At 62.1% G+C, this 25,130-nt stretch carries 23 protein-coding genes and 1 pseudogene; 15 read left to right on the forward strand and 9 right to left on the reverse strand.

Features of this window, described 5'->3' with window-relative positions; translation table 11 throughout:
* Positions 1–469: 469 nt before the first annotated feature.
* Positions 470–1,870, forward strand: a complete 1,401-nt coding sequence (rpoN, locus tag AC4DF4_RS10210; protein ID WP_490048024.1) for an RNA polymerase factor sigma-54 — start codon at positions 470–472, stop codon at positions 1,868–1,870.
* A 5-nt stretch (positions 1,871–1,875) separates the two neighbouring features.
* Here the strand turns inward: rpoN and AC4DF4_RS10215 are convergent, their stop codons facing one another.
* Genes AC4DF4_RS10215 through AC4DF4_RS10250 form a run of 8 tightly spaced genes read right to left on the reverse strand, consistent with a single transcriptional unit; the run spans position 1,876 to position 9,215 of the window.
* A complete protein-coding gene (locus AC4DF4_RS10215) occupies positions 1,876–2,916 on the reverse strand; it encodes an SAM-dependent methyltransferase (protein WP_490048025.1) in 1,041 nt (346 codons plus the stop codon).
* Positions 2,917–2,934: 18 nt separating this feature from the next.
* Entirely contained in the window at positions 2,935–3,723 is a 789-nt protein-coding gene (locus tag AC4DF4_RS10220) for a DUF1295 domain-containing protein (RefSeq protein WP_490048026.1), read from the reverse strand.
* Positions 3,720–4,229, reverse strand: a complete 510-nt coding sequence (locus AC4DF4_RS10225; protein ID WP_490048027.1) for a DUF2062 domain-containing protein — start codon at positions 4,227–4,229, stop codon at positions 3,720–3,722. Before AC4DF4_RS10225 ends, AC4DF4_RS10220 begins: the two co-directional genes overlap by 4 nt.
* Complete coding sequence (locus AC4DF4_RS10230; RefSeq protein ID WP_490048028.1) at positions 4,229–5,530, reverse strand: class I SAM-dependent methyltransferase; 1,302 nt, start codon at positions 5,528–5,530, stop codon at positions 4,229–4,231. The genes AC4DF4_RS10225 and AC4DF4_RS10230 overlap by 1 nt, the downstream gene beginning before the upstream one ends.
* Entirely contained in the window at positions 5,527–6,321 is a 795-nt protein-coding gene (locus AC4DF4_RS10235) for a DUF1365 domain-containing protein (protein WP_490048029.1), read from the reverse strand. The genes AC4DF4_RS10230 and AC4DF4_RS10235 overlap by 4 nt, the downstream gene beginning before the upstream one ends.
* The gene (locus AC4DF4_RS10240) at positions 6,318–7,589 is read right to left on the reverse strand and encodes an NAD(P)/FAD-dependent oxidoreductase (RefSeq protein ID WP_490048030.1); all 1,272 of its coding nucleotides are present in this window, start codon (positions 7,587–7,589) and stop codon (positions 6,318–6,320) included. The genes AC4DF4_RS10235 and AC4DF4_RS10240 overlap by 4 nt, the downstream gene beginning before the upstream one ends.
* Positions 7,586–8,578 carry an acyl-CoA desaturase gene (locus AC4DF4_RS10245; RefSeq protein WP_490048031.1) on the reverse strand — a complete coding sequence of 331 codons (993 nt, stop codon included), beginning with the start codon at positions 8,576–8,578 and terminating at the stop codon, positions 7,586–7,588. The genes AC4DF4_RS10240 and AC4DF4_RS10245 overlap by 4 nt, the downstream gene beginning before the upstream one ends.
* A gap of 13 nt (positions 8,579–8,591) precedes the next feature.
* A complete protein-coding gene (locus AC4DF4_RS10250) occupies positions 8,592–9,215 on the reverse strand; it encodes a nuclear transport factor 2 family protein (RefSeq protein ID WP_490048032.1) in 624 nt (207 codons plus the stop codon).
* 145 nt (positions 9,216–9,360) lie between these two features.
* On the opposite strand from AC4DF4_RS10250, the gene AC4DF4_RS10255 reads away from it, so the two are divergent.
* From AC4DF4_RS10255 to AC4DF4_RS10305, 11 genes and pseudogenes are all read left to right on the forward strand, one after another.
* A complete protein-coding gene (locus AC4DF4_RS10255; protein ID WP_490048033.1) occupies positions 9,361–10,572 on the forward strand; it encodes a hypothetical protein in 1,212 nt (403 codons plus the stop codon).
* Between the two features lie 153 nt (positions 10,573–10,725).
* Positions 10,726–11,130: a methylmalonyl-CoA epimerase gene (gene mce / locus AC4DF4_RS10260; protein ID WP_490048034.1), complete on the forward strand. Its 405-nt coding sequence runs from the start codon at positions 10,726–10,728 to the stop codon at positions 11,128–11,130.
* 43 nt (positions 11,131–11,173) lie between these two features.
* Positions 11,174–12,727, forward strand: coding sequence for an acyl-CoA carboxylase subunit beta (locus AC4DF4_RS10265; protein ID WP_490048035.1), 1,554 nt, complete (start codon positions 11,174–11,176; stop codon positions 12,725–12,727).
* Positions 12,728–12,744: 17 nt separating this feature from the next.
* Positions 12,745–13,122 carry an OadG family transporter subunit gene (locus tag AC4DF4_RS10270; protein WP_490048036.1) on the forward strand — a complete coding sequence of 126 codons (378 nt, stop codon included), beginning with the start codon at positions 12,745–12,747 and terminating at the stop codon, positions 13,120–13,122.
* A 10-nt stretch (positions 13,123–13,132) separates the two neighbouring features.
* Positions 13,133–13,516: a biotin/lipoyl-containing protein gene (locus AC4DF4_RS10275; RefSeq protein ID WP_490048037.1), complete on the forward strand. Its 384-nt coding sequence runs from the start codon at positions 13,133–13,135 to the stop codon at positions 13,514–13,516.
* Between the two features lie 19 nt (positions 13,517–13,535).
* Positions 13,536–14,699: a sodium ion-translocating decarboxylase subunit beta gene (locus tag AC4DF4_RS10280; RefSeq protein WP_490048038.1), complete on the forward strand. Its 1,164-nt coding sequence runs from the start codon at positions 13,536–13,538 to the stop codon at positions 14,697–14,699.
* A gap of 32 nt (positions 14,700–14,731) precedes the next feature.
* Positions 14,732–16,225, forward strand: a complete 1,494-nt coding sequence (locus tag AC4DF4_RS10285; protein ID WP_490048039.1) for a butyryl-CoA:acetate CoA transferase — start codon at positions 14,732–14,734, stop codon at positions 16,223–16,225.
* A 46-nt stretch (positions 16,226–16,271) separates the two neighbouring features.
* Positions 16,272–18,335, forward strand: a complete 2,064-nt coding sequence (locus tag AC4DF4_RS10290) for a methylmalonyl-CoA mutase family protein (RefSeq protein WP_490048040.1) — start codon at positions 16,272–16,274, stop codon at positions 18,333–18,335.
* Positions 18,336–18,455: 120 nt separating this feature from the next.
* Complete coding sequence (gene scpA, locus AC4DF4_RS10295; protein WP_490048041.1) at positions 18,456–20,633, forward strand: methylmalonyl-CoA mutase; 2,178 nt, start codon at positions 18,456–18,458, stop codon at positions 20,631–20,633.
* A pseudogene (gene meaB, locus AC4DF4_RS10300) lies at positions 20,630–21,661 on the forward strand (methylmalonyl Co-A mutase-associated GTPase MeaB). The gene scpA and the pseudogene meaB overlap by 4 nt, the downstream one beginning before the upstream one ends.
* Positions 21,662–21,701: 40 nt before the next feature.
* On the forward strand, positions 21,702–23,189 hold the full coding sequence (locus AC4DF4_RS10305; RefSeq protein WP_490048042.1) for a pyruvate carboxylase subunit B: 1,488 nt from the start codon (positions 21,702–21,704) through the stop codon (positions 23,187–23,189).
* A 4-nt stretch (positions 23,190–23,193) separates the two neighbouring features.
* Here AC4DF4_RS10305 and AC4DF4_RS10310 read toward each other — a convergent pair whose 3' ends face one another.
* Positions 23,194–23,634 carry a VOC family protein gene (locus tag AC4DF4_RS10310; protein ID WP_490048043.1) on the reverse strand — a complete coding sequence of 147 codons (441 nt, stop codon included), beginning with the start codon at positions 23,632–23,634 and terminating at the stop codon, positions 23,194–23,196.
* A 138-nt stretch (positions 23,635–23,772) separates the two neighbouring features.
* Between AC4DF4_RS10310 and AC4DF4_RS10315 the strand changes: the two genes are divergently transcribed.
* From AC4DF4_RS10315 to AC4DF4_RS10325, 3 genes are all read left to right on the forward strand, one after another.
* Positions 23,773–23,976 carry a hypothetical protein gene (locus AC4DF4_RS10315; RefSeq protein ID WP_490048044.1) on the forward strand — a complete coding sequence of 68 codons (204 nt, stop codon included), beginning with the start codon at positions 23,773–23,775 and terminating at the stop codon, positions 23,974–23,976.
* 6 nt (positions 23,977–23,982) lie between these two features.
* Positions 23,983–24,807 carry a formate/nitrite transporter family protein gene (locus AC4DF4_RS10320; RefSeq protein WP_490048045.1) on the forward strand — a complete coding sequence of 275 codons (825 nt, stop codon included), beginning with the start codon at positions 23,983–23,985 and terminating at the stop codon, positions 24,805–24,807.
* The coding region (locus tag AC4DF4_RS10325; RefSeq protein ID WP_490048046.1) for a universal stress protein at positions 24,804–25,130 on the forward strand (327 nt) is incomplete at its 3' end. The genes AC4DF4_RS10320 and AC4DF4_RS10325, both read left to right, overlap by 4 nt.

The following is a 25,130-nucleotide window of genomic DNA, read 5'->3' on the forward strand; positions in this document are numbered from 1 at the left end:
ATGCGCGAGTTGTGCCCGAAGGCGCAGAACATGTGCAGTAATTTGGCTCAATCAGCTGAAAACCAGATTTTTGCCGATTTTTAAAAATCCGCCGTGCCCCTGACCCTTCGGTCCCCAAATAAGCTTTTTCCGCAGCCTTCATTCCAAAAGCATATTCATTGGCATCCTAACCGGCACGAGCGCCGCCGACCTCAAGCAGCCCAAGGCAAAGACCATGCTTAAACAAGTGCATGCCGCGATCAGCGGCTGGAACACTCACGCCGCGGCCGCCGGCGCTTCCGTCGGACTGGACCGGCGAAATCCGAAACCATCTCCGGCTGGACCTTCGACCTTTAAAGACAGCCCCGGTGGACTGGAGCGGCCTCTTTCAAACGAAACGCAAGAGACAAAATTTCCACAATGGCATAATTATTGCTTCGTTTTCTGATTCGGGCTTCATAACGTCCGGCCGGCAACCACCTTGCCGGCCATGTCGAACGCCTCGCTTCATCAATCGCTTTCCCAGCAGCAGACGCTTGCGCCGCAGATGCGCAAGAGCCTGGAAATCCTCCAGGCGGGGACTTTGGAGCTGTCCCAGCTCGTCCGGCAGGCGCTTGAGACCAACCCGGTGCTGGAGGATCTGACCGAGACGATTTCCCTCGACGACGAAGGACCCGATCCCGAAGAGGCGGACTCGCTGGATTACATGAACCAGACCGACGACGACTGGCGCGACCGCACCATCCTCGAAGGGAAATCCTCGCCGTGGACCCACGAGGACGAGGAGCGCCGCCAGCGGATGTATGACTCGATCGTCGCGCCGGAGACGCTGCCCCAGCACCTCCAACACCAACTCGACCTCTCGATGGTCGATCCGGAAATCCGGGAGGCGGCGCAGGCGATTTTGGGAAATCTCGACGACCGTGGATTTCACGATCTACCGGTCAAGACGCTTGGAATCCGCATGGGGCTCAAGCCCAAGCACCTTGATGAGGCGCTCAAGCTGGTCCAGTCGTTTGATCCGGCCGGCATCGGCGCGTCCGGGATTCCCGAGTCGCTTTTGCTGCAATTGGAGCGCTCGACCGGCAAGGAAACCATCGAACACAAGATCGTCCGCGATCATTTGGAAGACCTCGCCCGCAAGCGCCATCCGCAGATCGCCCGCGCGCTCGGCACCAACGTCGAGCGCATCGCGGAAGCCGCATCGCGGATCGGCCGCCTCACGCCGAATCCCGGCGGAGAATTCGACCCCACCGGAAATCCCTACATTCTGCCGGACGTCATCATCGAGCGCGACGCCAACCGGAACTGGTATGCCCGCCTCACCGGCGAGCACCTGCCGAACCTGCGGATCAACGATTTCTACAAGGACATGATCGGCAAAAACGGCACGGACGCGAAAGCCCGCCAGTTCCTCCGCGACCAGATCCGCGACGGCCGCAGCCTCATCCACGCCATCTCGCTGCGCCAGGAAACGATCCTTGCCATCGCCCACAAGCTCATCGAGCACCAACCGCTTTTCCTAACGAAAGGCCACCGCCACCTGCGCCCGCTGACGATGAACGACATCGCCGACGAGCTCAGCCTGCACGCCACCACCATCTCGCGGGCCGTCGCCGGGAAATACGTCCTGACCCCTCACGGGCTGATGGAAATGCGCGCGTTCTTCGCCACCGGCTACCAAACCAGCGACGGCGCGGAGGTTTCCAACGCCGGGGTGCGCGAGGCGATCCAACAGCTGGTAGCCGCGGAAAACCCTGAAAAACCCCTCTCCGACGAGGTTCTGATGAAGGCTCTCGACAAGCAAGGCATCAAGGTCGCCCGCCGCACCGTCGCGAAATATCGCGAGCAACTGAACATCCTTCCCTCCCATTTGAGAAAGACGTTCTAGCAAACTCACGCCGGTTTGCGGAACCGGTAGTGGGAGACGATCCACTCGTCGCCGTTGCGGTAGCCCCACAGCTCGGCGCAGGCCATGAAGAAGACCCTCCAATAGACCCACCAGCGGGTTTGCTGGTCCTCTCCGTAGGTTTCCGCGATCAGCGGCAAGAGCTCGTCGCGTCCGGCGTCCATCCGGGAAAGCCAAGCCTCGGAGGTTTTCTGATAGTGACTGCCGCGGACCTGCCAGTGGCCCTCGATCCCGAGATCGTTTTGGAAATACAGCAGCAAGTCATCCGACGGCATCTGGCCGCCGGTGAAGAAGTATTTCGCCATCCAGTCGTCCTCGCTCTCCGCCTCGTAGTGATAGGCATACTCGCGGTGGGTGAAAATATGCACGAACAAGGCCCCGCCCGGCTTCAACCAGCGGGAGATCCGCTGCATGAGCAGCTCGTAGTTTTTCATGTGCTCGAACATTTCCACCGAGACGACACGGTCGAACTCCGACTCCCCTTCCCCTCCGTAGTGGATCATGTTCACGGTCCGCACCTCGACGTTGGTCAGGCCGCGCGCCGCGAGCTGGGCATCGATGTGGATCTTCTGCGTCCGCGAGTTGGAAACCGCCGTGATCCGCGCGTTCGGATAGTGCGCCGCCATCCACAGCGTGAGCGATCCCCAGCCGCAGCCGAGTTCGAGAATCCGCTGGCCGTCCTGCAGTCCCGCCCGCTCGCAGGTGATCCCGAGCATCCGCGCCTCGGACTCGTCGATGCCGGTCACCCCGTCGTCCCAGTAGCCGGAGCTATACTTCATGTGCCTGCCCAGCACCCGCTCGAAGAAGCGGGTCGGCAGTTCGTAATGCTGCTCGTTGGCCTCGTCCGTCGCGATGGCGACCGGGCTGGTCCGCAGTTCATCGACGTGGCGCATGAGCTTTGCCTGCCGCTGCTCGCAGTCGAGCTTTTCAAAGGGGGCGAGAGTCCCCGCCAGACGGTGGCGGATTCCGATGCGAATCAAGGCGTCGGGAATGACGCCCTTGGCGAGTAGGTCGTTGGTATGAATCATGGTTGTTGTGCTGGAAAATCACTGCAATTTTTTCGGCGGCCATGGGATGAACGCGCTCGTCGTTTCCTGATAGCGGCGGTAGGCGTCGCCCTTGCGCCGCACGGCCGCGGCTTCCGTCGGCGGAATCCCCGTGACGCGCAGCAGCAGGAAAACGATGACCGCCGGGGCGTGGATGGTCGCCCAGCCCCATTCGGAGCCGCAGGCGTAAAGATAGAATCCGATCCAGATGACCGCCTCGAAAAAATAGTTGGGATGCCTGGAGTAGCGCCACAGTCCCTCCTGGCACACCGCCTTCGAATCCGGCTTCCCGGCCTTGAACCGCGACATCTGCGAGTCCGCCAGTCCCTCCCCGGAAATCCCGATCAGCGTGACGACCAGTCCGGCGGTTTCCCAAACGCTCCACGCCCCGTCCGGATCAACCGCGACCAAAAGGAACGGCAAGGCCAGCAGGATCACCGAAACCGCCTGCGCCTGGAAAAACCAGAAGAACGCCGGAGCCACCCTTCCGGCCCACACCTCGCGGAGCTTCACATAGCGGGCGTCCTCCTCGGGATGCGCCCTTCGAATCCGCCGCTGCAAGTGCCAGCCGAGCCGCAAACTCCACAACGCGAGCAGCCCGCCCGCGATCCAATGCTTTGCGCCTCCACCGCCGGCCACCAACCAGAAGCAGCCGGTTAGGCCGATCCCGAACGCCCACACCGCGTCCACCAGCGAGTAGTTGTCCCACTTCCGCGCCAAGGCCCAGGCGAGGGCGAATACCAGCGCCATCATTCCCGTCCCCATCACTAACGCCGTCCAGGCATTCATGCGGCGGCCTCCCTGCGCTTCTGGATCGCGACCGTGAGTTGTTTCAAAACCGGCGTCACCGCGAGCTGCACGAGCACCGCCGCGACCGGCGCGAACAGCAGCCAGGCACTGACTCCATGCCAGGCGGAAATCCCGAAATCCCGTGCGAATTGCAGCGGGTCGGCATTGAACTTCCCGAGCAATTGCGGGATTGAAAACGACATCCGCGGCGCGCCATGCAAGCGCTCTCCCAGGCGGATGAACGCCAGGATCAAGACCAGATGCAGCGGATAGACCAAGTTGCTAAAAACATGCAGCACCGGCTGGTTCAGCCGCAACATCCAACCCGCCGCAAGACACACGAGCGTCGTCGTCCCCATGACCGGGAAGACCCCGAGAACCACCCCCAGCGAAATCGCCCATGCGACGCGCCCGGGGGAAATCCCCACCATCAACTGGGCCACCACCGGAGCCACCAGCCTGCGCCTCCACCAGCCTTTCCCCGGATCGATGACAGCCTCCGCCATTATCCCCTGCCCTCCTCGAACCGGTGATGAAGATTTGAATTGTTAGGCCGGGTGTAGACCGCCTGCACCACGGAAATATTCCGGGTCGCGAACGCCGCCTCGCAGTATTTCAAATAGTAGTTCCACGACCGGACGAACGGCTCGTCGAACCCAAGCGCCTCCACCTGGCTCTTCACCGCGTTGAAGTTCCCATGCCAGGTCGAAAGCGTGCGCGCGTAATCCGCGCCCATGTCCTCAAGGTCGTGCATGAAGAGATCGCCGGTCTCCATCAGCACCTCGTTGATCCGACCCACGCTTAGCAACAGCGAGCCGGGGAAGATGTGCTTTTGAATCCAATCCACGTTCTTCCTCAGGCTGCCGTAACTGCAATCCGGAACCGTGATCATCTGAACGCCGAGCAATCCCCCGGGCGTCAGCACTTCCGCGCATTTCGCGAAAAACGAGACATGATATTTGTCCCCGACCGCCTCCAGCATTTCGATCGAAGCGATCTTGTCGAAGCTGCCCGTAATATGCCGGTAATCCTCGATGCGGATCTCGATCCGGTCCTGCAGCCCCTCGTCGGCGATCCGCTTCCGGGCGTAGGCCGCCTGCGCCTCGGAAATCGTCACGCCGGTGACGCGGCAGCCATAGTTCCTCGCGGCGTGAACCGCGAATCCGCCCCAGCCGCAGCCAATTTCGAGGACATGGTCGGAGGCCTTGAGCTTGAGCTTCCGGCAGAGCGCGTCGTATTTCCCGCGCTGGGCGTCTTCGAGCGATTGTCGGGCGCTTTCGAACCTGGCGCTCGAATAGGTCATGCTCGGATCGAGCCAGAGCCGATAGAAATCATTCCCCAGATCGTAGTGCTCGGCGATGTTCCTTCGGCTGGTGTCCACCGTGTTTTCGCGGCGGAGGTGGCGGAACCAGTTGACGATTTTCAAGAGGTTCACTCCTGGCAGACTCGCCGATGAATTGTTAGCTCCCTGCAAGGCGTTCACGTTGTGAATGAACCAGGAAATGACCGCCGCGATGTCGGGCGTGTCCCACAGTCCGTCGGTATAGGCCTCGCCCATGCCGATGTTGCCATAGAAGGCGCAGCGTTTGAAAAACCGGGTTTCGTCCCGCAGGATCACCCGCGCGGTGACAGGCGCGCCCGGCTTGCCGAAGTGCCGCACGCGACCGTCGGAATATTCCATCCGCAGCCCGCCCAGCGGCATCTTCTCCAACAAGCGGACGACCATGCGTTCCACAAATCCCCGCGTCGCATGACTCACCGCCTCGGCGGGCACCCGTTCGGAATCGATTTCAACTGAAGTGTTCATGGCGTCTTGTGTTTCAAACTGGAATGCGGCCGCATCACGTCCTGCTGTGCTTCGAGTCGCTCGCTCTTGCGCAAAAACGGCACGCGGCGGACCCACAACAGGAGCGCGTGCCAGTGAATCAATCCGATGATGCGGAGCGACAACAACGGATACTTGAAGGCATACCACACGAGTCGCGCGGAGGAAAGCTGCCGTTGCTCTCCGCGGATGGAACTCAGCAGGACGCGCTCGTCGGCATCGTAGGTATCGATGTTCACCCGCCACTTCTCCGCCGGAGGCCCCAGCTTGAAATCAAATTGCATGCCGGGGTCGGAAAACGGCGAGACGTAGAAATCCTTGGCCACCCTGCGATGCCAGAGGCCGTCCGCATCGACGGTTTGCATGACATAGAGCTTCATCTCGCGGAACGTGTTCACCACCTCCGCCACCGCCATGAGCGGATCGCCGGATTTCGAACTCACATAATAGAACGAGACCGGATTGAAGCCGTAACCCAGCACCCGCGGAAAAGTCACCAGTTGGATCCGCGCGTCTTCGGGACAAGCGACGCCCTCAGCGGCCAGCCATGCGATTAGATTCGGCCGGATGCCGCCCGGCTTGCCGATGGCCACGTGATCGCGGTCATCGATCGAGAACAAGTTGAACCGGTTGTGGCTGAATCCGCGGACTTTCCCGGCCAGCGCGGGAAGTTCGTCGAGGTCGACGGCGAACATGAATACCCGATAGTCGAACGCGTGCCGCTTCGGCTTCAGGCGGCAATGCGAGATCTTGCATTCATAGAGAGAGTTCATCGCCACGGGTCCTTTCCGAGGATTTGCTCGCACACGTTCACCGCCGACCACAAGCCGTCCTCGTGGAAGCCGTAGCGCTGCCACGCGCCGCAGAAATAGCGCCCCGTTTCATCACCCGCGGCGTGCAGCGCGGGCAGGCGGTCCTGCGCGGCCACCGCCTCCAGATCGAACAACGGATGCTCGTAAACCAGCCGCCGCTTGATAAACTCTCCGGCAGGTCGCGAGGATGGATTGATAGAAACGAAGTATTGCTCGTGCTCCGACACGCCTTGCAGCTCGTTCATCCAATAGTGCGTCGAGTGGAGCTTTCCGCCGGCTTCGATGCGGTAGTTCCAGGACGCCCAGCAGCGCCGGGTCTTCGGCATGAACCGCGGATCGGTGTGGAGCAGCGCCTCGTTTTCCTGATAGCGGAAGCGTCCCAGCAGCTCGCTTTCCAAGCCCGTCGGATCGGCAGTCATCCGCAAGGCCTGGTCGCCGTGCGCGGCGATGACGACCCTGTCAAACTGATGATGACTACCATCATTCAATATCACATGAACTCCATGGGATGCGTGACTGACAGCTCGCACTCCCGCCCCACGGTGGATATTCTGCTCGAACGGTTGGGTCAGTTTTTCAACATAACATCTCGATCCGCCCGACACCGTGCGCCATGGATGCTGGGTGTCGAGACCGAGAAATCCGTGGTTGTGCCAGAACCGCATCAGCGTCCGGGCGGGGAACTCATCGATGCGCTCGGGCGGACTGGACCACACCGCGGCCGCCATCGGCGAGAGATACCAGCGGAGGAAATCGTCCCCGTAGCCGCGCGCTTTCACATAGTCACGCAGCGACATGTCTCCAAATGCGGCGTTCCCAAGCTCCTCCACGGTCTCGCTGTTGAAGCGCGCGATCTGGGCGAGCATCCGCCAGTAGCGGAGATTGAGCAGGTTTTTACGCTGGCCGAACAACAGGTTCAAACTGCCGCCGTTGAACTCCAGCCCCTCGCCCACATGCTGCACGCTGAAGGACATGGATGTCGGCTTGGTCACGACGTCCAGCTCACGGAACAAGCGGGTCAGCAGCGGATAGGTCACCTCGTTGTAAACCATGAAGCCGGTGTCCACCGGGATTTGCCCATGCCCCTCGTCCACCATCACCGTGTGCGAGTGACCGCCCACGCGGTCGTCCTTTTCAAACACGGTCACGTCATGCTCGCGGCTCAGGAACCAGGCGGAGGCCATTCCCGAGATTCCCGTTCCGACGATGGCGATGCGTTCCCGGCTCATGCGCTTCGCTGTTGGGACGGAAGTCCTTCTTCAATCACCGCCTCGGGGACCGGCCGCAAGTCCCAGATCAGGCCGGTCCATGATAGGAATTTCAACCCATAGTAAGTCATGTCCAACTCCCACCAGCGGAAGCCCTGCCTCACCGAATGCGGGTAGCGGTGGTGATTGTTATGCCAGCCCTCCCCCAGCGTGATGAACGTCAGCAACCAGCTGTTACGACTGTCGTCGTCCGTCTCGTAACGGCGGCGGCCCCACACGTGCGCCAGCGAATTGATGAACAGCGTGCCATGCAGCAGGGCCGTGGTGCTGATGAAAAAGGTCCAGATGAAGAACTGGCCGACCGTCACCCCGAGCGCCGGGAAAAAGGTCTCCAGCGCCCAGCCGACCGCCAGCATGAGCAGCCCGTAGGCGAATGGCACCGTCTGGTCATAGCGGTTGAGGAAGACCAGCTCCGGATATTTGCTGAGGTCCGGGATGCTCTTGTAGGCCGTCGGGAAATTCTTCATCGAAGTCAGCCATCCGATGTGCGACCAGACAAAGCCGCTGATGACCGGCGAATGGATGTCCTCCTCGTGGTCCGAATGCTTGTGATGGTGGCGGTGGGTGGCGGCCCACCAGAGCGGCCCGCGCTGCATGGAGCTGTTTCCCAACACCGCAAACGCGAACTGGACGGCCCGCGAGGTCTTGAAGGTCTTGTGGGAAAAATAGCGGTGATAGAAACCGGTGATCGCGAACATCCGGATGAGATAGAGAAAGACGGCGGCCCCCGCCGCCACCGGGCTGATCCCCACCCAGAACACCGCGAGGCAGCCGAGGTGCAGGAAGATGAACGGCAAGGTCCGCTGCCAACTCACCTTTGCAGGAAGCTGCGAGGGATCAGGCAGGTCCTCGCGGCGGTAATCGGAGTCGAGCCAACGGCAGATGGTTAAGACGAAAACGCTCCACGGACTCGTCTTCTGCCGGCGGGATAACGAACTGTCGGAATTCATCACGGGATTTCGTTCAGTTCGACTCCAGGCGCTTGCGGACGAAACCCACCGCTCCGCCCACCACTGGCAGATGAGCATAGAAATTCTTCCCGGAGTCCCAGAAATCCTGATGGAAGGCGACCTTCCCCTCCCGGTTGAAGCGCACCTGGCTGATGCCCACCGAGTGCACCGGTTTTCCGCCGCTCAGCGCCGGAGCGGCGAAGACCATCGTCCAGCGCACGTAGTAATCATCGCCGGAGCGAGCCACGTCGTCGATCGTTACCTGATAGCCCGTCATGGTCTCGCTGGTCTTAATGAAATACGCCTCGATCTCGGCCGCACCGTGATGAAGCGCCAGCGTGTCGTCGAGATAGGAGTCCGCCGCATAGACTTTGAGCGTGTTTTCACGGATGTATTTCACATCGCCGATGCCTTGGAGAAACGACTTGAAGCGCTCAAGCGCCGCCTTTTCCCCCGGACCACCGGCTTCAAGACTGCTGGCCGGGACCTTCTCCATCTGACTCCGGTAGGCGGCCACGTCTTGGGCGGAGCGATTCGGATACGCGCAGGAATTCAGCAAGAGGAAAACCCCGGCCAAGGCCACGAGTAGGCCTGCCACAAAGGTGAAAATCGGGTGAGTGAATATGGACGCAGTCATCTTCGGCTGTTTTCGCCCCGCATTCCGGGTCGCGCAAGTCCAAATCAGCCGGGGTAGAATTGATTTCCGAGCGACAATCGCAGGTCGCAGCGGGCCGGGACGCTAATGACTGGCTAACGTCCGCCGAAACGGATATCCCGCACGAGTGAACCTGTCCTTTCCAGCCAGTCTTTCGCTCGCGGCATACGCGTTTTACCTTGCCACCCAGGCGCACGCCTTGGAAATCCGCGGTGCGGCAACTGCCTGGCCACCTCGGCTTGTCGATTTCCCGGGAGCTCCGATCCACGATCAAATCCCGCGGACCAATCCGGATTTCTCGCCACCGGCTGCCATGTTTCTCGGCATCGGCTGGCCCGCCCATCCCACTGAATGGACGCGTCAAATGGCGCTCATCTCGCCCGTCCACTTTGTCTATGCCACCCACTATCCGCTCGGCCCGGCTTGGCGGATCGCGTTTCTCGGCACTGATGGAAAGCAGCACGCCACCGGCATTCAGAGCCAGGTCCCGATTATCAACAAGGAGGGCCGAACCACCGATCTGCTGCTCTGCACATTGACCGCCGCGCTGCCTGCGGAGTCGGGTGTCCGTCCGTTTCCCGTGCTCGGACTAGCAGATGAGGCCGCCTGCCGCGGCAGGGAAATGCTCGTCTGCGGAACGCTGGCCAATGCCGGGAAAACGAGGATAGACGGCTTCACCACCCTCACCAACGATCCGGGCTTCGATACCACGCGCTTCGCCTATTTCGACTTCCACAAAGCGTCCGGCAAGGCCGGCGACTGCAATTACCAGGGCGGAGACTCAGGATCGCCCGCATTCATCATGGTCGGTGGCCGGCCCGTGCTCATCGGCACGGCAAGCGGCCAAGACCCGCTGCCGCGCGGCGTATCGCGCAATTACATCAACTTCCTCCCGGCCTACCTGACCGAGCTCGACACGCTGATGGAAAAGCAAGGCTACCACATGAGACGCCACGATCCGGCGGCAGCCACCATCGATCTCACCGTGTCTGCCACCGGTCAGCTTCAACCGAGACGCCCGGGAAGGGTCAGCTTCGACACGCGCAACACCAGCAAGGAAGCGGCGCACAACCTCGCGCTGAAACTGACATTCTCGACCGCTCCAAGCGTCGTCGCAGGCAGCGGATGGATCTGTGAGGCGGCCTCCCCGCTCGTGTGGAATTGTCGCCGGGGCGGACTTGCAAGCGGAACCCACGCCAGCGTCACCGCCACCTGGAGAACTCTGGCGGACTCACAGTCACTCAGGATTTCATCGGTCACCTGCCACGATGGTGGTGCGCCCGCAGCCTTGGATACCAGCTTGTCGCTTTCCCGTGAAAGCACCGTTCCATCGCCCTGAGCGGACCGCCCGAGCCCCCTCCCGCGAAGCACCCTCGCGGACTCTTTAGCCAAATTTATCCAGGGATGAAATATGCGGAAAATAAGCGGCTTCCTGCGGTGCAGGGCAGCCGGCTTTGCGATTCCGTGGTCTCAGGTAGAACTCAACGACGCAATGATCACGAAAATCGACCACCTGGGAATCGCGGTAAAGTCACTGGATGAGGCCATCGCCTATTACGAGAACACCCTCGGTCTGGTCTGCGAAGGTCGGGAAGAGGTCGAATCTCAAAACGTCCGCACCGCGTTTTTCGCCGCCGGGGACGTCCACATCGAGCTCCTCGAACCCACGTCCGACGAAAGCCCGATCGCCAGATTCCTCGAAAAAAGCGGCCCCGGAATCCACCACATCGCCTTCGCCACGGACGACATCACCGGCCAGCTCGCCAAGGCCAGGGACCAAGGCGCCCGCCTCATCCACGAGGTGCCGTTCGACGGAGCCGCGGGCAAGCTCGTCGCCTTCCTGCACCCGAAATCAACCTTCGGAGTCCTAACGGAGTTCTGCCAGCCGTCACATTGAACCTCGGCCACCCCCATCATTTCCCGAAACCGACATTCCTATCATGGCCATCGACACGACACTACTGGAAGGACTCAAGCAGCGCAGGGACGAAGCCCTGAACGGAGGCGGCATCGACCGCATCGAGAAACGTCACGAAAAGGGCATCCTCACCGCCCGCGAGCGCCTGGCGGTGTTTTTCGACGGCGGCGACTTCATCGAGTTCGGCATGCACGCGCACCATTCGTGCATCAACTTCGGGCTGGAAAAGCGCAAGATGCCCGGTGACGGCGTGATCTGCGCGACCGGCGTGGTCGATGGCCGCCAGGTCGCCGCGTTCGCCCAGGATTTCACCGTGGGAGGCGGCGCGGTGGGCCGCATCCACGCCAAGAAAATCTGTGACTTGCTAGACTTTGCGGTGAAGGCCGGCATGCCGGTCGTCGGCATCAACGACTCCGGCGGCGCGCGCATCCAGGAGGGCATCGACGCCCTTTCCGGCTACGGCCAGATCTTTTTCCGCAACGTCCTGCTCTCTGGGGTGGTCCCGCAAATCTCGATCATCGCCGGTCCCTGCGCGGGCGGTGCCGCCTACTCGCCGGCGCTGACCGACTTCATCATCATGACGCGGCACAATTCCAACATGTTCATCTGCGGACCGAACGTCATCCGCGCCGCCACCGGCCAGTCCGCCTCGCTTGACCAGTTCGCGAGCGCCGAGGCCCATGCCCAGGTCAGCGGCAACATCCACCTCGTCGCCGAGGACGACGAACACGCCATCGTGCTCGCCAAGAAGCTGCTCGACTACCTGCCGTCGAACAACCTGAGCAATCCGCCTCACAAAATGAATGACGAAATCGCGCTCGCGCCCGATCCCGGCATCTACGACCTGATACCCGCGGACCCCAAGACTCCGCTCGACATGCAGAAGGTCATCCAGCGCCTGATGGACCCCGGAAGCTGGTTTGAAATCCAGCCGGATTTCGCTCCCAGCATGCTCACCGGATTTGCTAGAATCGAAGGCCTCGTCATCGGCATCGTCGCCAACCAACCGATGGTGAAAGCCGGCTGCATCGACATCGACAGCTCGGACAAGGCGGCGCGCTTCATCCGGGTTTGTAACATCTACTCGATCCCGGTGCTCTCGCTGGTCGATGTGCCCGGATTCATGCCGGGACTCGCCCAGGAGCGCGGCGGCATCATCCGCCACGGTGCCAAAATGCTCTTCGCCTGGGCCTCGGGGACCATTCCTAAAATCACCCTCATCTGCCGCAAGGCCTATGGCGGGGCCTACCTCGCGATGTGCTCCAGCGACATGGGCGCGGACTTCGTCTTCGCCTGGCCCACCGCCGAGATCGCGGTCATGGGAGCCCAGGGCGCGCTGAAGGTGCTCTACAAAAAGGAACTCGAGGAAGCCGAGGATCCCGCGGCTCTCGAAAAGGAACTGCTAGCCGCCTACACCGAGAAATTCGCCTCGCCCTATCAAGCCGCCAGCAACGGCATGATCACCGACGTCATTGATCCCGCAGCTTCCCGCAGCACGCTGGCCCTCGCCTTCCGCGGCATCATGGGCAAATCCGAAACACGGCCGCCGAAGAAACACGGCAACATCCCGCTCTAACTACACCTACGGGTTCCATGCAGCTTCTCGCATCCACCTCCGTTCTGGACGCCCTGCCACACCTCGTTGGAATGCTGATGGTCATGCTGACCTTGGCAATCCTGTGGGGCGTATGCGCCTCCGTTGCCAAGCTCATCCACGTTTTGGGTCCCGCTCCCGTCGCCGCAGCCGCGCCCGTGAAGGCCGCCGCCGCGCCCGTGAAGGCCGCCGCCGCGCCCATCCCGGCCACCACTCCCCGACCGGAAGCCATCCCGCCGGAAATCGTCGCGGTCATCGCCGCCGCGGTCGTCACCGTCACCGGACCGAGCCGCCGCATCATTTCCATCAGGTCCCAGAGCACCAGTTGGGAAAAGTCAGGCCGCCAATCCGTTCTCACCTCACACCGAATCCGCTAGAAAATCCGCCATGGACCATCTCCGCATCACCGTTGAAGGAAAAGTTTACGATGTCGTCGTTGAAAAGATCGACGACAGGGAATCAGGCACCGCGGCACCGCGAGCCCCCGTCATCCGGTCCGCCGGTCCTGCGGTCGCGGCCAGACCCGCCCCCGACACGGTTCCTCAAGTCGCCGCGGGCGACGGCGACGCCGCCAGCCCGCTGGCCGGAATCGTCCAGGCCGTCGAGGTCCAAGTTGGCGCTGTTGTCAGCGAAGGCGACCTCATCATCACGCTGGAGGCCATGAAGATGTATACCCCTATCAATGCATCCGGCAACGGCTCCGTGACCGCCATTCACGTCAAGGTCGGAGACGCCGTCGAGGAGGGCCAGATTCTCTACACGCTCGCTTGAACATTTCCATCACCCACCTATGAACAAACTCCATGATCTCTGGCTGACAACCGGCTTCCCGAACCTGCAATGGCAGATGGTGGCGATGTGGGTTGTCGTCGCGGTGCTGCTCTATCTCGCCATCGTCAAGGGATTCGAGCCTCTCCTCCTCGTGCCCATTTCACTTGGAGCATTGGTTTCCAACCTGCCGATCCAGGAAATCATCATGAACGCCCCGGTCCACCACCCGGACGGCACCCTCAAAGTCGCCGGCGGCTTGTTCTGGTATCTCAACCAAGGCATCATCCTCCAGATCTATCCGCCGCTGATATTCCTCGGCGTCGGCGCGCTGATCGACTTCGGCCCGCTGATCGCCAACCCGCGCACCCTCCTGCTGGGCGGGGCCGCACAGCTCGGAATCTTCGCCACCTTCCTCGCCGCGCCCTTGTTAGGATTCGATCTCAAGGAAGCCGCCTCCATCGGCGTGATCGGCGGCGCGGACGGACCCACCTCGATCTTCACCGCCACCAAGCTGGCCCCTCACCTGCTCGGCGCGATCGCCGTGGCCGCCTACAGCTACATGGCCCTCGTGCCGCTGATCCAGCCTCCCATCATGAAATTGCTGACCACTGACGCGGAACGCAAAATCAAGATGAAGACCCTCCGCAAGGTCGGCCAGTTCGAGAAAATCGTCTTCTCCGCGGTGGTCATGATCTTCTGCATCCTGGTAGTGCCCGACGCCGCGCCGCTGCTGTCACTTCTCTTCATCGGGAATCTTTTCCGCGAGTGCAAGGTCACCGACCGCCTCGTCAAGGCCGCCCAAAATGAAATCATCAACATCGTCACCATCTTTCTCGGAATCTGCGTGGGCTTGAAAATGGGCGGCTTCGAGGACGGAAAGCATCATTTCCTCAACCCCCAGACCCTTGGCATCCTCGCACTCGGCATCGTCGCCTTCAGCGTCGCCACCGCAGGCGGAGTGCTCATGGCCAAACTCATGAACCTCTTCAGCAAAAACAAAATCAATCCGCTCATCGGCTCCGCGGGTGTTTCCGCCGTCCCGATGGCCGCGCGTGTTTCCCAAGACGTCGGTCAGAAATACGACCCGACCAACTACCTACTCATGCACGCCATGGGCCCCAACGTCGCCGGCGTCATCGGCAGCGCCCTCGCCGCCGGCTACTTCATCGCGATGCTCAAATAGGCCGCCGCGCGGCGTCATCGAATCCAACTAACATGAAAAGTCCATTCCCGATTCTCACTCCGGAAGAAGCCGCCGCCTTCATCCAAAACGACGACATCATCGGCTTCAGCGGATTCACGCCCGCGGGTGCCGCCAAGGTCATCCCCACCGCCATCGCCGACAGGGCGATGGCGGAGCACGAAGCGGGGCGCGCCTTGAAAGTCGGCGTCATCACCGGCGCGTCCACCGGCCCCTCGCTCGACGGCGCGCTGGCCAAGGCCGACGCGATCAAATTCCGCACTCCCTTCCAGTCGGACAAGGATCTGCGGGACAGCATCAACGCCGGCAAGACGCACTTTTTCGACATGCATCTTTCCCTGCTGCCGCAGTATGTCCGCTACGGATTCCTCGGCGAGTTGGACTGGGCCATCGTCGAAGCGGCGGACGTTTCCGATGACGGCAAAATCCTGCTAACCACCAGCGTTGGAGCATCCCCCACCTTCCTCTCACAAGCGAAAAGAGTACTCGTCGAGGTCAACAAGCGCCATCCCAAGGAACTGCTCGGGTTCCACGACATCTACGAACCGAACTCGCCGCCTAACCGCCGCCCCATCTCGATCTGCAGCGCGGAGGACCGGATCGGCACCCAGCGCGTCTGGGTCGATCCCAAGAAAATCGCGGGCATCGTGGAAAGCGACCGCAAGGACGAGGTCCGCGACTTCATGCCCGTCACCGACGTCACCACCCGGATCGGCCTCAACGTCGCCGAATTCCTCGCCGCGGAATTGAAGAGCGGTAATATTCCCAAGGGCTTTCTTCCCATCCAGTCCGGCGTCGGAAACGTGGCCAACGCCGTGCTCGGCGCCATGGGCGAGCACCCGGACATTCCGCGCTTCCAGATGTATTCGGAAGTCATCCAGGACTCCGTCATCGAGCTGATCAAAAACGACCGCTGCAGTTTCGTTAGCGGAGTTTCCCTCACCCTCACCGATCCCGTCCTGCAGGACCTCTACGACAACCTCGAGAACTATCGGGGCCGCCTGCTTCTCCGACCTCAGGAAATCGCCAACAACCCGGAAGTCGTCCGCCGTCTCGGCATCATTTCCATCAACACCGCGCTCGAGGCCGACATCTTCGGCAATATCAACAGCACCCATGTCCTCGGTCAGAAGATGATGAACGGCATCGGCGGCTCAGGCGATTTCACCCGCAACGCCTACATCTCCATCTTCACCTGCCCGTCCACCGCCAAGGGCGGAAGCATCTCGGCGATCGTGCCGATGTGCTCACACATGGACCACAGCGAGCACTCCGTGCAAGTCCTCGTCACCGAGCACGGCATCGCGGACTTCCGCGGCAAAGATCCGCGGGAACGCGCCGAAGCCGTCATCACCCATTGCGTCGATCCCTCCTACCGCGACCTCCTCTGGAAATACTTCAAACTCACCGAGCAAGGCCACACCCCGCAATCCTTCCGCTCCGCGTTCGCCTTCCATGAATGCTTCCTGGAAACCGGCGACATGCGGAACGCGAAATTTCAAGCGTAGCGGCGATCACCGGTCGCCAAGCCTAACTTCAATTTCCACACCTTCCATGACCTCCCCAGCGCAAGCGGAACAACTCCTCACCGAATTCCCGGAGCACACCTACGAACAATGGCACGCCGCCGCGGAACTCCTTCTCAAAGGAGCCCCTTTCGAGAAGCGCCTCGTCAGCAAGACCTACGAGGACATCACCATCCAGCCGATCTATCGACGCGAGGACATCGCCGGTCTCGAACACCTGAAACACTTCCCCGGCGCCGACTCGCTCGTCCGTGGCAGCCATCCCGACGGCTTCCTCAAGGCCGGTTGGGAAATCTCACAGGAACTCAACGCCTGTTCTCCGGAAAAGCTCAACCGCCTCGCCCACGAAGGACTCCAAGGCGGCCAGAGCGAGCTCAACATCGCCGTCGGCGACCTCATCGGCTGCCAAGCGGAAAACGGCTGTCCGGGTCTGCTCCTCGATACCGTCGGGGACATGAAGACCGCGCTCGACGGTGTCGCCATCGAGGCGATTTCCACCTGCTGGCGCTCCGGTCCTGGCAGTGTGCCGCTTGCCGCCCTGTTCTTCGCCGCCGCCCAAGAGCGCGGACTTCCGCCCGAAGCGCTCCGCGCCTGCTTCGACAACGATCCTCTCGCGGAACTCGTCTCCAACGGCAGCCCCTGCCAGGAACTAACCACCCGCTTCGACCATGCCGCCGCCCTCACCGACTTTGCCTGCAAGCGCGCTCCGGGCGTCCGCACCATCACCGTGCAAGGCGACGTCTATCACAACGCCGGCGCCACCGCCACCCAGGAGCTCGCCTATGTGATCTCAACCCTGGTCTGTTACCTCGAGGAAATGAAAGCGCGCGGGCTACCACCGGAGTCCGTCCTTCCTCACATCCGCCTCCGGGTCGCCGTGGGGTCGGACTACTTCATGGAAATCGCCAAGATCCGCGCCGCGCGCTGGTTGTGGAGCAAGGTGGCCGCCGCTTACGGAGTCGATGACGCCCCGGTCCACATCCACGCCAGCACCTCTCAGTGGAACAAAACCAGCTACGACGCCCACACCAACATGCTGCGCGTCACCGCCGAGTCCTTCGCCGCGGTCGTCGCCGGCGTGGACAGCCTGCACATCGGCCCGTACGACGAAATTTCCGGACACACCGACGAATTCTCCCGCCGCATCGCCCGCAACGTCCACATCATCCTCCGCGAGGAATGCGGACTGGACCGCGTCATCGATCCCGCCGGCGGCTCCACCTACATCGAGTGGCTCACCGACCAGATCGCCGCCAAGAGCTGGGAAATCTTCCAGGACATCGAGCGACAAGGCGGCATGCTCGCCTGCCTCGAAAGCGGCTCGGTCCAACAAGCGGTCGAAGCCGTCTGCCAGGAAAAATTCAAAAACATCCGCACCCGCAAGGACCGGATCATCGGAAGCAACATGTATTCCGATCTCAAAGGCAAAAAGCTCGCAACCAAGCCCGCCGCATCCGGCCAGAAGTGGATACCGGCGGATGCAGCCGGACTTCCCTCCATCCAGGTCTCCGCCGACGCCACCATGATCGAGCAAGCGATCGCCGCCGCCCTGTCTGGCGCGACCGCCGCGCAAATCACCGCCGCCACCGGCCTAACCGCCACGGCCGGCGGCTTGAGAGTCCCGCCGCTCGCCCCACGCCGCGCCGCGGAGGAATACGAAACCCTGCGCGACGCCTCCGCCGCGTTCGCCGAACGAACCGGCGCGCCCCCGCTGATCCTGCAACTGAACATCGGCCCGTCCCGCAAATACCGCCTGCGCGCGGACTGGACCGCCTCGTTCTTCGAAGCCGCCGGCTTCGCCATCGATGGCACCCGGGATTTCAACACCGTTGAAGAGGCCGTGGCGGCGGTCGCCGCCGCCCAGACCGAAATCGCGGTGATCACCTCGGACGACGCCACCTATCTGGAAACCGTCGCCCTGCTCGCCGCCGCCGTAAAAGCGGCCCGCCCCGACATCACCCTGCTCGTCGCCGGCGCTCCCGGTGACAACGAGCCTGCATGGCGCGCCGCCGGCGTCGATGATTTCGTGAACGTCCGCAGCAACAATTACGAACTGAACCTACAACTCCTCAAAAAAGCCGGAGTCCTGTAACGGCGATCACCGGTCGCCGTTTCCAACTCTTCTTCCAAGCAAAGCCTCTTCAATCAGTAAATCAGTGCAATCAGTGGTTCCATTCCTTCACTCGCTCCACAAACGCCACCCATTGATCCCATGAGCCGTCCATCATTCGCAGAAATCCCCTACACCGCCGCCTCGCCCAAATCGGGCTACGACCAGTGGTGCGAATCCCTCGAAAAGGAACATGGCAAACCCATCGGCTCGATCGTCTGGGACACCATGGAGAAGATCCCCGTCAAGCCGCTCTACACGGAAGACGACATCGACGGCATGGAGCACTTGAAATACCAGGCCGGCATCGCGCCGTTCCTGCGCGGACCCTACGCCACGATGTATTGCTTCCAGCCGTGGACCATCCGCCAATACGCCGGATTCTCCACCGCCGAGGAATCCAACGCGTTCTATCGGCGCAACCTCGCCGCCGAGCAAAAAGGCCTCTCCGTCGCCTTCGACCTCGCCACCCACCGCGGCTATGACTCGGACCACGAGCGCGTCGTCGGCGATGTCGGCAAGGCCGGTGTCGCCATCGATTCCATCCTGGATATGAAGGTGCTCTTCGACAGCATCCCGCTCGACAAGGTCTCGGTCTCCATGACCATGAACGGCGCGGTGCTGCCCATCCTCGCCTTCTACATCGTCACCGCGCTCGAACAAGGCGCGCCCCTGGACCAGCTCGCCGGCACCATCCAGAACGACATTCTCAAGGAGTACATGGTGCGGAACACCTACATCTATCCGCCGGAGCCCTCGATGAAGATTATCGCCGACATCTTTGAGTTCACCTCGCAGAAGATGCCGAAGTTCAACTCCATTTCCATCTCCGGCTATCACATGCAGGAGGCCGGTGCCACCGCCGACCTCGAAATGGCCTACACGCTCGCCGACGGTTGGGAATACCTCCGCACCGGCATCGCGGCGGGCATCGACATCGACGCCTTCGCGCCGCGGCTCTCGTTCTTCTGGGCGCAGGGGAAAAACCATTTCATGGAAGTCGCGAAAATGCGCGCCGCCCGCGTGCTGTGGGCGAAGATCGTCAAGACCTTCAACCCGAAGAACCCGAAGTCGCTCGCCCTGCGCACCCACTCGCAGACCTCCGGCTGGAGCCTGACCGAGCAAGATCCCTACAACAACATTTCCCGCACCTGCATCGAAGCCATGGCCGCCACGCTCGGCCACACCCAGTCGCTGCACACCAACGCGCTCGACGAAGCCATCGCCCTGCCCACCGATTTCTCCGCCCGCATCGCCCGCAACACCCAGATCTTCCTGCAGGATGAAACCTCGATCTGCCGCGTCATCGACCCTTGGGGCGGCTCCTACTATCTGGAGTCCCTCACCCACGAACTCATCCACCGCGCGTGGGCCCACATCATGGAAGCCGCGGAATACGGCGGCATGTCCAAGGCCGTCGAAGCCGGCATCCCAAAGATGCGCATCGAAGAAGCGTCCGCCCGCCGCCAGGCCCGCATCGACTCCGGCGAGGAAACCATCGTCGGCGTGAACAAATACCGCCTAACAAAGGAAGCGCCCATCGACATCCTCGACGTGGACAACACCGCGGTCCGCCTCTCCCAGATCGAGCGGCTCAAGAAACTCCGTGCCGAACGTGACGAGACAAAATGCCAGGCCACCCTCAAAGCGCTCACCGATTGCGCCGGCGGCGGCGAGGGCAACCTGCTCGCCCTCGCCATCGAATGCGCCCAGGCCCGTGCCTCGCTCGGTGAAATTTCAGATGCCATGGAAGTCCACTTCGGCCGCTACAAAGCCGTCATCCGCTCGATCTCCGGCGTCTATGGCAAGGAATTCAACAACCAGGGCGACATGAAAGACATCCCCGAACTCATCCAACAATTCGAGGCCGCCGAAGGCCGCCGCCCGCGCATCATGGTCGCCAAGATGGGCCAGGACGGACACGACCGCGGCGCCAAGGTCGTTTCCACCGCCTACGCCGACATGGGCTTCGACGTCGATATCGGTCCGCTCTTCCAGACCCCTGCGGAAACCGCAAAGCAAGCCGTGGAAAACGACGTCCACATCGTCGCCATGAGCTCCCTCGCCGCAGGTCACAAGACGCTGCTGCCCCAACTCATCGGCGAACTCAAAAAACTCGGCCGCGAAGACATCATGGTCGTCTGCGGCGGCGTCATCCCGGCACAGGACTACGATTTCCTCTATCAAAACGGAGCCGCCGCCATCTTCGGTCCCGGCACGGTCATCCCTGATTCCGCCCGCAAGATCCTCAGGCTTTTGCTGGAGCAGCTCGAAGCCTGATCACCGCCGCACGCTCCAAGTCCGTGAAACAAGAGCCCGTCAAACGCCGCACTCTCACCCTCGACGAATACGAGCAAGGCGTCCTCGCGGCGGATGTCGCCATCCTCTCGCGGGCGATCACCGTGATAGAAAGCCACCACCCCGCGCACGAGGCGCTCGCCCAGGATCTGCTCACCCGCCTCCTGCCGAGGACCGGGAACTCGATCCGGGTCGGCATCACCGGCGTTCCCGGCGTGGGCAAAAGCACGCTCATCGAGTCCCTCGGCTGCCAGCTCTGCGAGATGGGACATCGCGTCGCGATCCTCGCCGTGGACCCGAGCAGCAGCGTCACCGGCGGCAGCATTCTCGGCGACAAGACCCGCATGCAGAACCTCGCGCACCAGCCGAACGCCTACATCCGCCCCTCGCCCTCCGGCGGATCGCTCGGCGGAGTCGGCAGGAAAAGCCGCGAAACCATGCTACTCTGCGAGGCCGCAGGCTATGACGTGATCCTCGTCGAAACCGTCGGCGTCGGCCAAAATGAAATCACCGTCCGCTCGATGGTGGACTTTTTCCTGCTCGTCATGCTCGCGGGCGCGGGCGACGAACTCTAGGGCATGAAGAAGGGCGTCATCGAGATCGCGGACCTGCTAGCCGTGAACAAGGCCGACGGCGACAACATCCCTCGCGCCAAACTCGCCTGCGCCGAATACAGCCGGATTCTCCACATCCTCCAGCCAGCCACGCCCGGCTGGAAAACCCGCTGCACCACCTGTTCGGCGCTGGTTCCCGAGTCGCTCGCCGCCCTCTGGGAAACCATCGGGAAATTCACCGCCGCCACCCGCGAATCCGGAGCCTTCTCCGCGCGCCGCAAACACCAGTCCACCGAGTGGATGCACGCCATGATCGGGGAAGAACTCCGTCATCGCTTTTTCCGCGACGCGCGTGTCAAACAACTTCTGCCAGAGTTTGAAAGGCAAGTCGCCAACCAAACCCTCCCCGCCGCCACCGCGGTCAGGCGCATCATGGAATCCTTTGAAAAGCCCTGATCCACGCAATCAGCCATCCTAACAACCATCAATTCCCGCCATGAAGCCAGTCACTTTCAACAACACGGTCCTCCGGGACGGTCACCAATCCCTGGCCGCCACCCGCATGACCACCGCACAGATGCTGCCCGCCGCTTCCATTCTCGACGAGATGGGCTTCAGCGGACTTGAAACCTGGGGCGGCGCCACCATCGATTCCTGCCTGCGCTATCTGAGCGAGAACCCCTTCGACCGCCTCCGCGCCCTCAAGAAGGCCGCGCCGAAAACCCCGCAGATCATGCTGCTGCGCGGCCAGAACATCGTGCAGTACACCAGCTTCCCGGATGACGTCGTCGAGGCCTTCGTCCGCGCCAATGCCGCCGCCGGCCAGGACGTGTTCCGGATCTTCGACGCGCTCAACGACACCCGCAACCTCGTCACCGCGATCAAGACCGTGCGCGATTGCAACAAGCTCGCGCGCGGCGAAATCTGTTTCACCACCAGCCCGGTTCACACCATCGAGGCCTTCGTCAAGATGGGTGTTGAGCTGGGAGAAATGGGCTGCCACTCCATCGGCATCAAGGACATGTCCGGCATCATGACACCACGCGTCGCCTACGACCTGGTCAAGGAGCTCAAGCGCAAGGTCGGCCTGCCCGTCACCCTTCACACCCACGACACCGCCGGCCTCGGGGCCGCCGCCTACCTCGCCGCCATCGAAGCCGGCGTGGACACCGTGGAAACCTCGATCGTGCCCTTCGCCAACGGCACATCCCAGCCGGACACGGTGCGCATGCTCGCGCTGCTGGAAGGAAATCCGCGCCGCCCGGACTACGATCCCGCGAAACTCCACGAACTCCGCCTCCACTTCGAGGACGTCTATCAACAGCTCTCGAAATTCACCAGCCCCGCCAACGAGCGCGTGGACTCCGACATCCTCGTCTTCCAGGTCCCCGGCGGCATGCTCTCGAACTTCCGCAACCAGCTCGCCGAACAAGGCATGGCCGACAAGTTCGACGAAGTCGTCCGCGAAATCCCGGTCGTCCGCGAAGCGCTCGGCTGGATTCCGCTGGTCACCCCCACCTCGCAGATCGTCGGCACCCAGGCGATGATGAACATCAAGTTCGGCCGCTGGAAAATGATCTGCCAGCCCGCGCAGGACATCGCGCTCGGCAAATACGGCAAGGCCCCCGGCCCGATCAACCCCGAGATTCTCGCCCTCGTCGAAAAGCAAACCGGCCGCAAAGCCATCACCGGGCGCCCCGCCGATCTGCTCCAACCCGGCCTCGAAGGCTATCGCAAGCAGTGCGCGGAAAAGAACCTGCCCACCGACGACGAAACCGTGGTGCTCTTCGCCATGTTTCCCCAACAGGTCGAGGCGCTCGTCAAAGGCACCCCGGCGCCGGAAGCGAAAGCAGCTCCCGCCAAACCCGCGCCCGCCGCCACACCGTTAGTTCCGTCCGACACCAACGTCGTAAGCCGCAAACAGATGGTTCTCACCATCGACGGCAAACGGCATGACGTGACCGTGGAGAAGATGGCTGGCTGAGCGCTCAGGATTGCGTCGAAGGCGTGCAGAGCTCGACGATGATTCCGTCCTTGTCGCGGACAAACGCCACGACCTGTCCCCACGGTTTGGCGACCGGCGGCGCCGCTGCGACGGCCCCGGCGGCAAGCGCGCGGTCGTAGGCGGCTTGCACGTCATCCGTCGTGAAGGCGACCTCGAATCCCGCCGGCGGGCCAGACGCATCGTGTTCCCGGAATTCGCAAGGCAGGTTCGATTTCGCCAAGCCATAGGCGGCGAACGAAAGCGTGGTGGTGCCGGTGTCCATCTCCGCATACAGGCCGGCTTCGTGGACGAACCGCCGCTTCAAGCCGAAGGCCTCCTCGTAAAACGCGATCGATCTCAAGACATCTTTCACATACAGAATCACGTAGCCGAGCTTCATGCCCGAGGGTAGCGATAGGGCGCCCGCCGCTACAAGCAAACTCATCTGGAAATTCCATCGGGCCTTCACGGCAAACGATTCGATGCGCGAATTCAATGGTGAATTCAATGGTGGAATATTCCAGCCATCCATGGTAGTGTTCCTCTCGCTTTGTTTCCTTGGCAAAGCGACGGAGATGAAGAAATGAACCGTGTCCTGATATCAATCGGAGGAGTCGTTCTCACTGGCATCAGCGCCGAGTGGTCTCTCCGCAGCTGGCTGGACACCGCCCGCGGGTTGCGGATTTCTCCGGGCATCACCGCCACGACACAGGTGGCCGTGGGAACCTCCATGCCCGAACTGACCGCCACCGTGGCGCCGTGCGCGTCGAAAAGATGGAAGGAGTAAACGACCATGGCTGAGATCTTTGGTTTCGACTGCTATTCGCCACGCGAGATCGCCGAGCGGGTGGAGACGGTCGGTGTGACGAAGGCGAACCTGCCGTTCACCTCCATGGTCGCGCTCGGCGTGCTCGCGGGCGGCTTCATCGGGCTGGGCGCGATGTTCGCCACCCTGGTGCTGAGTGACAGCGGACTCGATTTCGCCGTCGCACGGGTGCTGGCGGGCATCGTATTCTCGCTTGGACTGATCCTGGTGGTCATCGCCGGGGCGGAGCTTTTCACGGGCAACAACCTGCTGGTGATGACCTACGTCGCCGGGCGGATCACGGCAGGCAGGCTGCTGGCGAATTTAGCCATCGTGTATGTGGCGAATTTCATCGGCGCGGCGGGCCTGGCGGGAATCGTCGCGCTTTCCGGCCACGCGCGGTTAGGCGGTGGCTCCGTCGGTGACATGGCGGTGGCGCTCGCCACAGCCAAGGTCGCGCTGCCATTGGGCGAAGCGTTCTTCCGCGGCGTGCTGTGCAATGTGCTGGTCTGCCTGGCGGTCTGGCTGGCGATGGCCGGGCGCAGCGTGACCGACAAGATTCTGGCGATCATTTTTCCGGTTTCCGCGTTCGTTGCCGCCAGCTTCGAACACTGCGTGGGGAACATGTATTTCATCCCGCTTGGATTTTTTCTGGGAGCAGACATGGATCTGGGTGCCGTGGTGTATCATTTCATCGTGGTGACCCTCGGGAATTTCGCCGGTGGCTCGGTCCTGGTCGGACTCGTCTATCACACGATCTACCGTCGCGATCAAATTTCTTCCGTTCCACCATCAACCCCCAAAAAGCCATGAAAGCCAAAACCGCGGAAAAAAAATCACCGGCGGTGCTCTGCGGCACCGACTTTTCAACGAACTCCACGCAGGCGGCGGACGCCGCCTGCGAACTGGCCAAGCTCCTGCACGCGCCGCTGGATCTCGTCCATGTCAGCGAGATTCCCGCCCATCCGCCGCTGGAGCGCGAACTGGAGGCGGAGGCGGCCCGCCTTCTTGGAAAAGGCGCCGTGGTCCACGCATCCATCCTGGGGGGGATCCCCGACGAGGAGCTCGTCAAGCGGGCGAAGCCCAAATCCTGCCGGATGGTGGTCGTCTCCTCGCTTGGCAGGCGCGGACCCGGC

The sequence above is a fragment of the Luteolibacter sp. genome, from assembly GCF_058122085.1.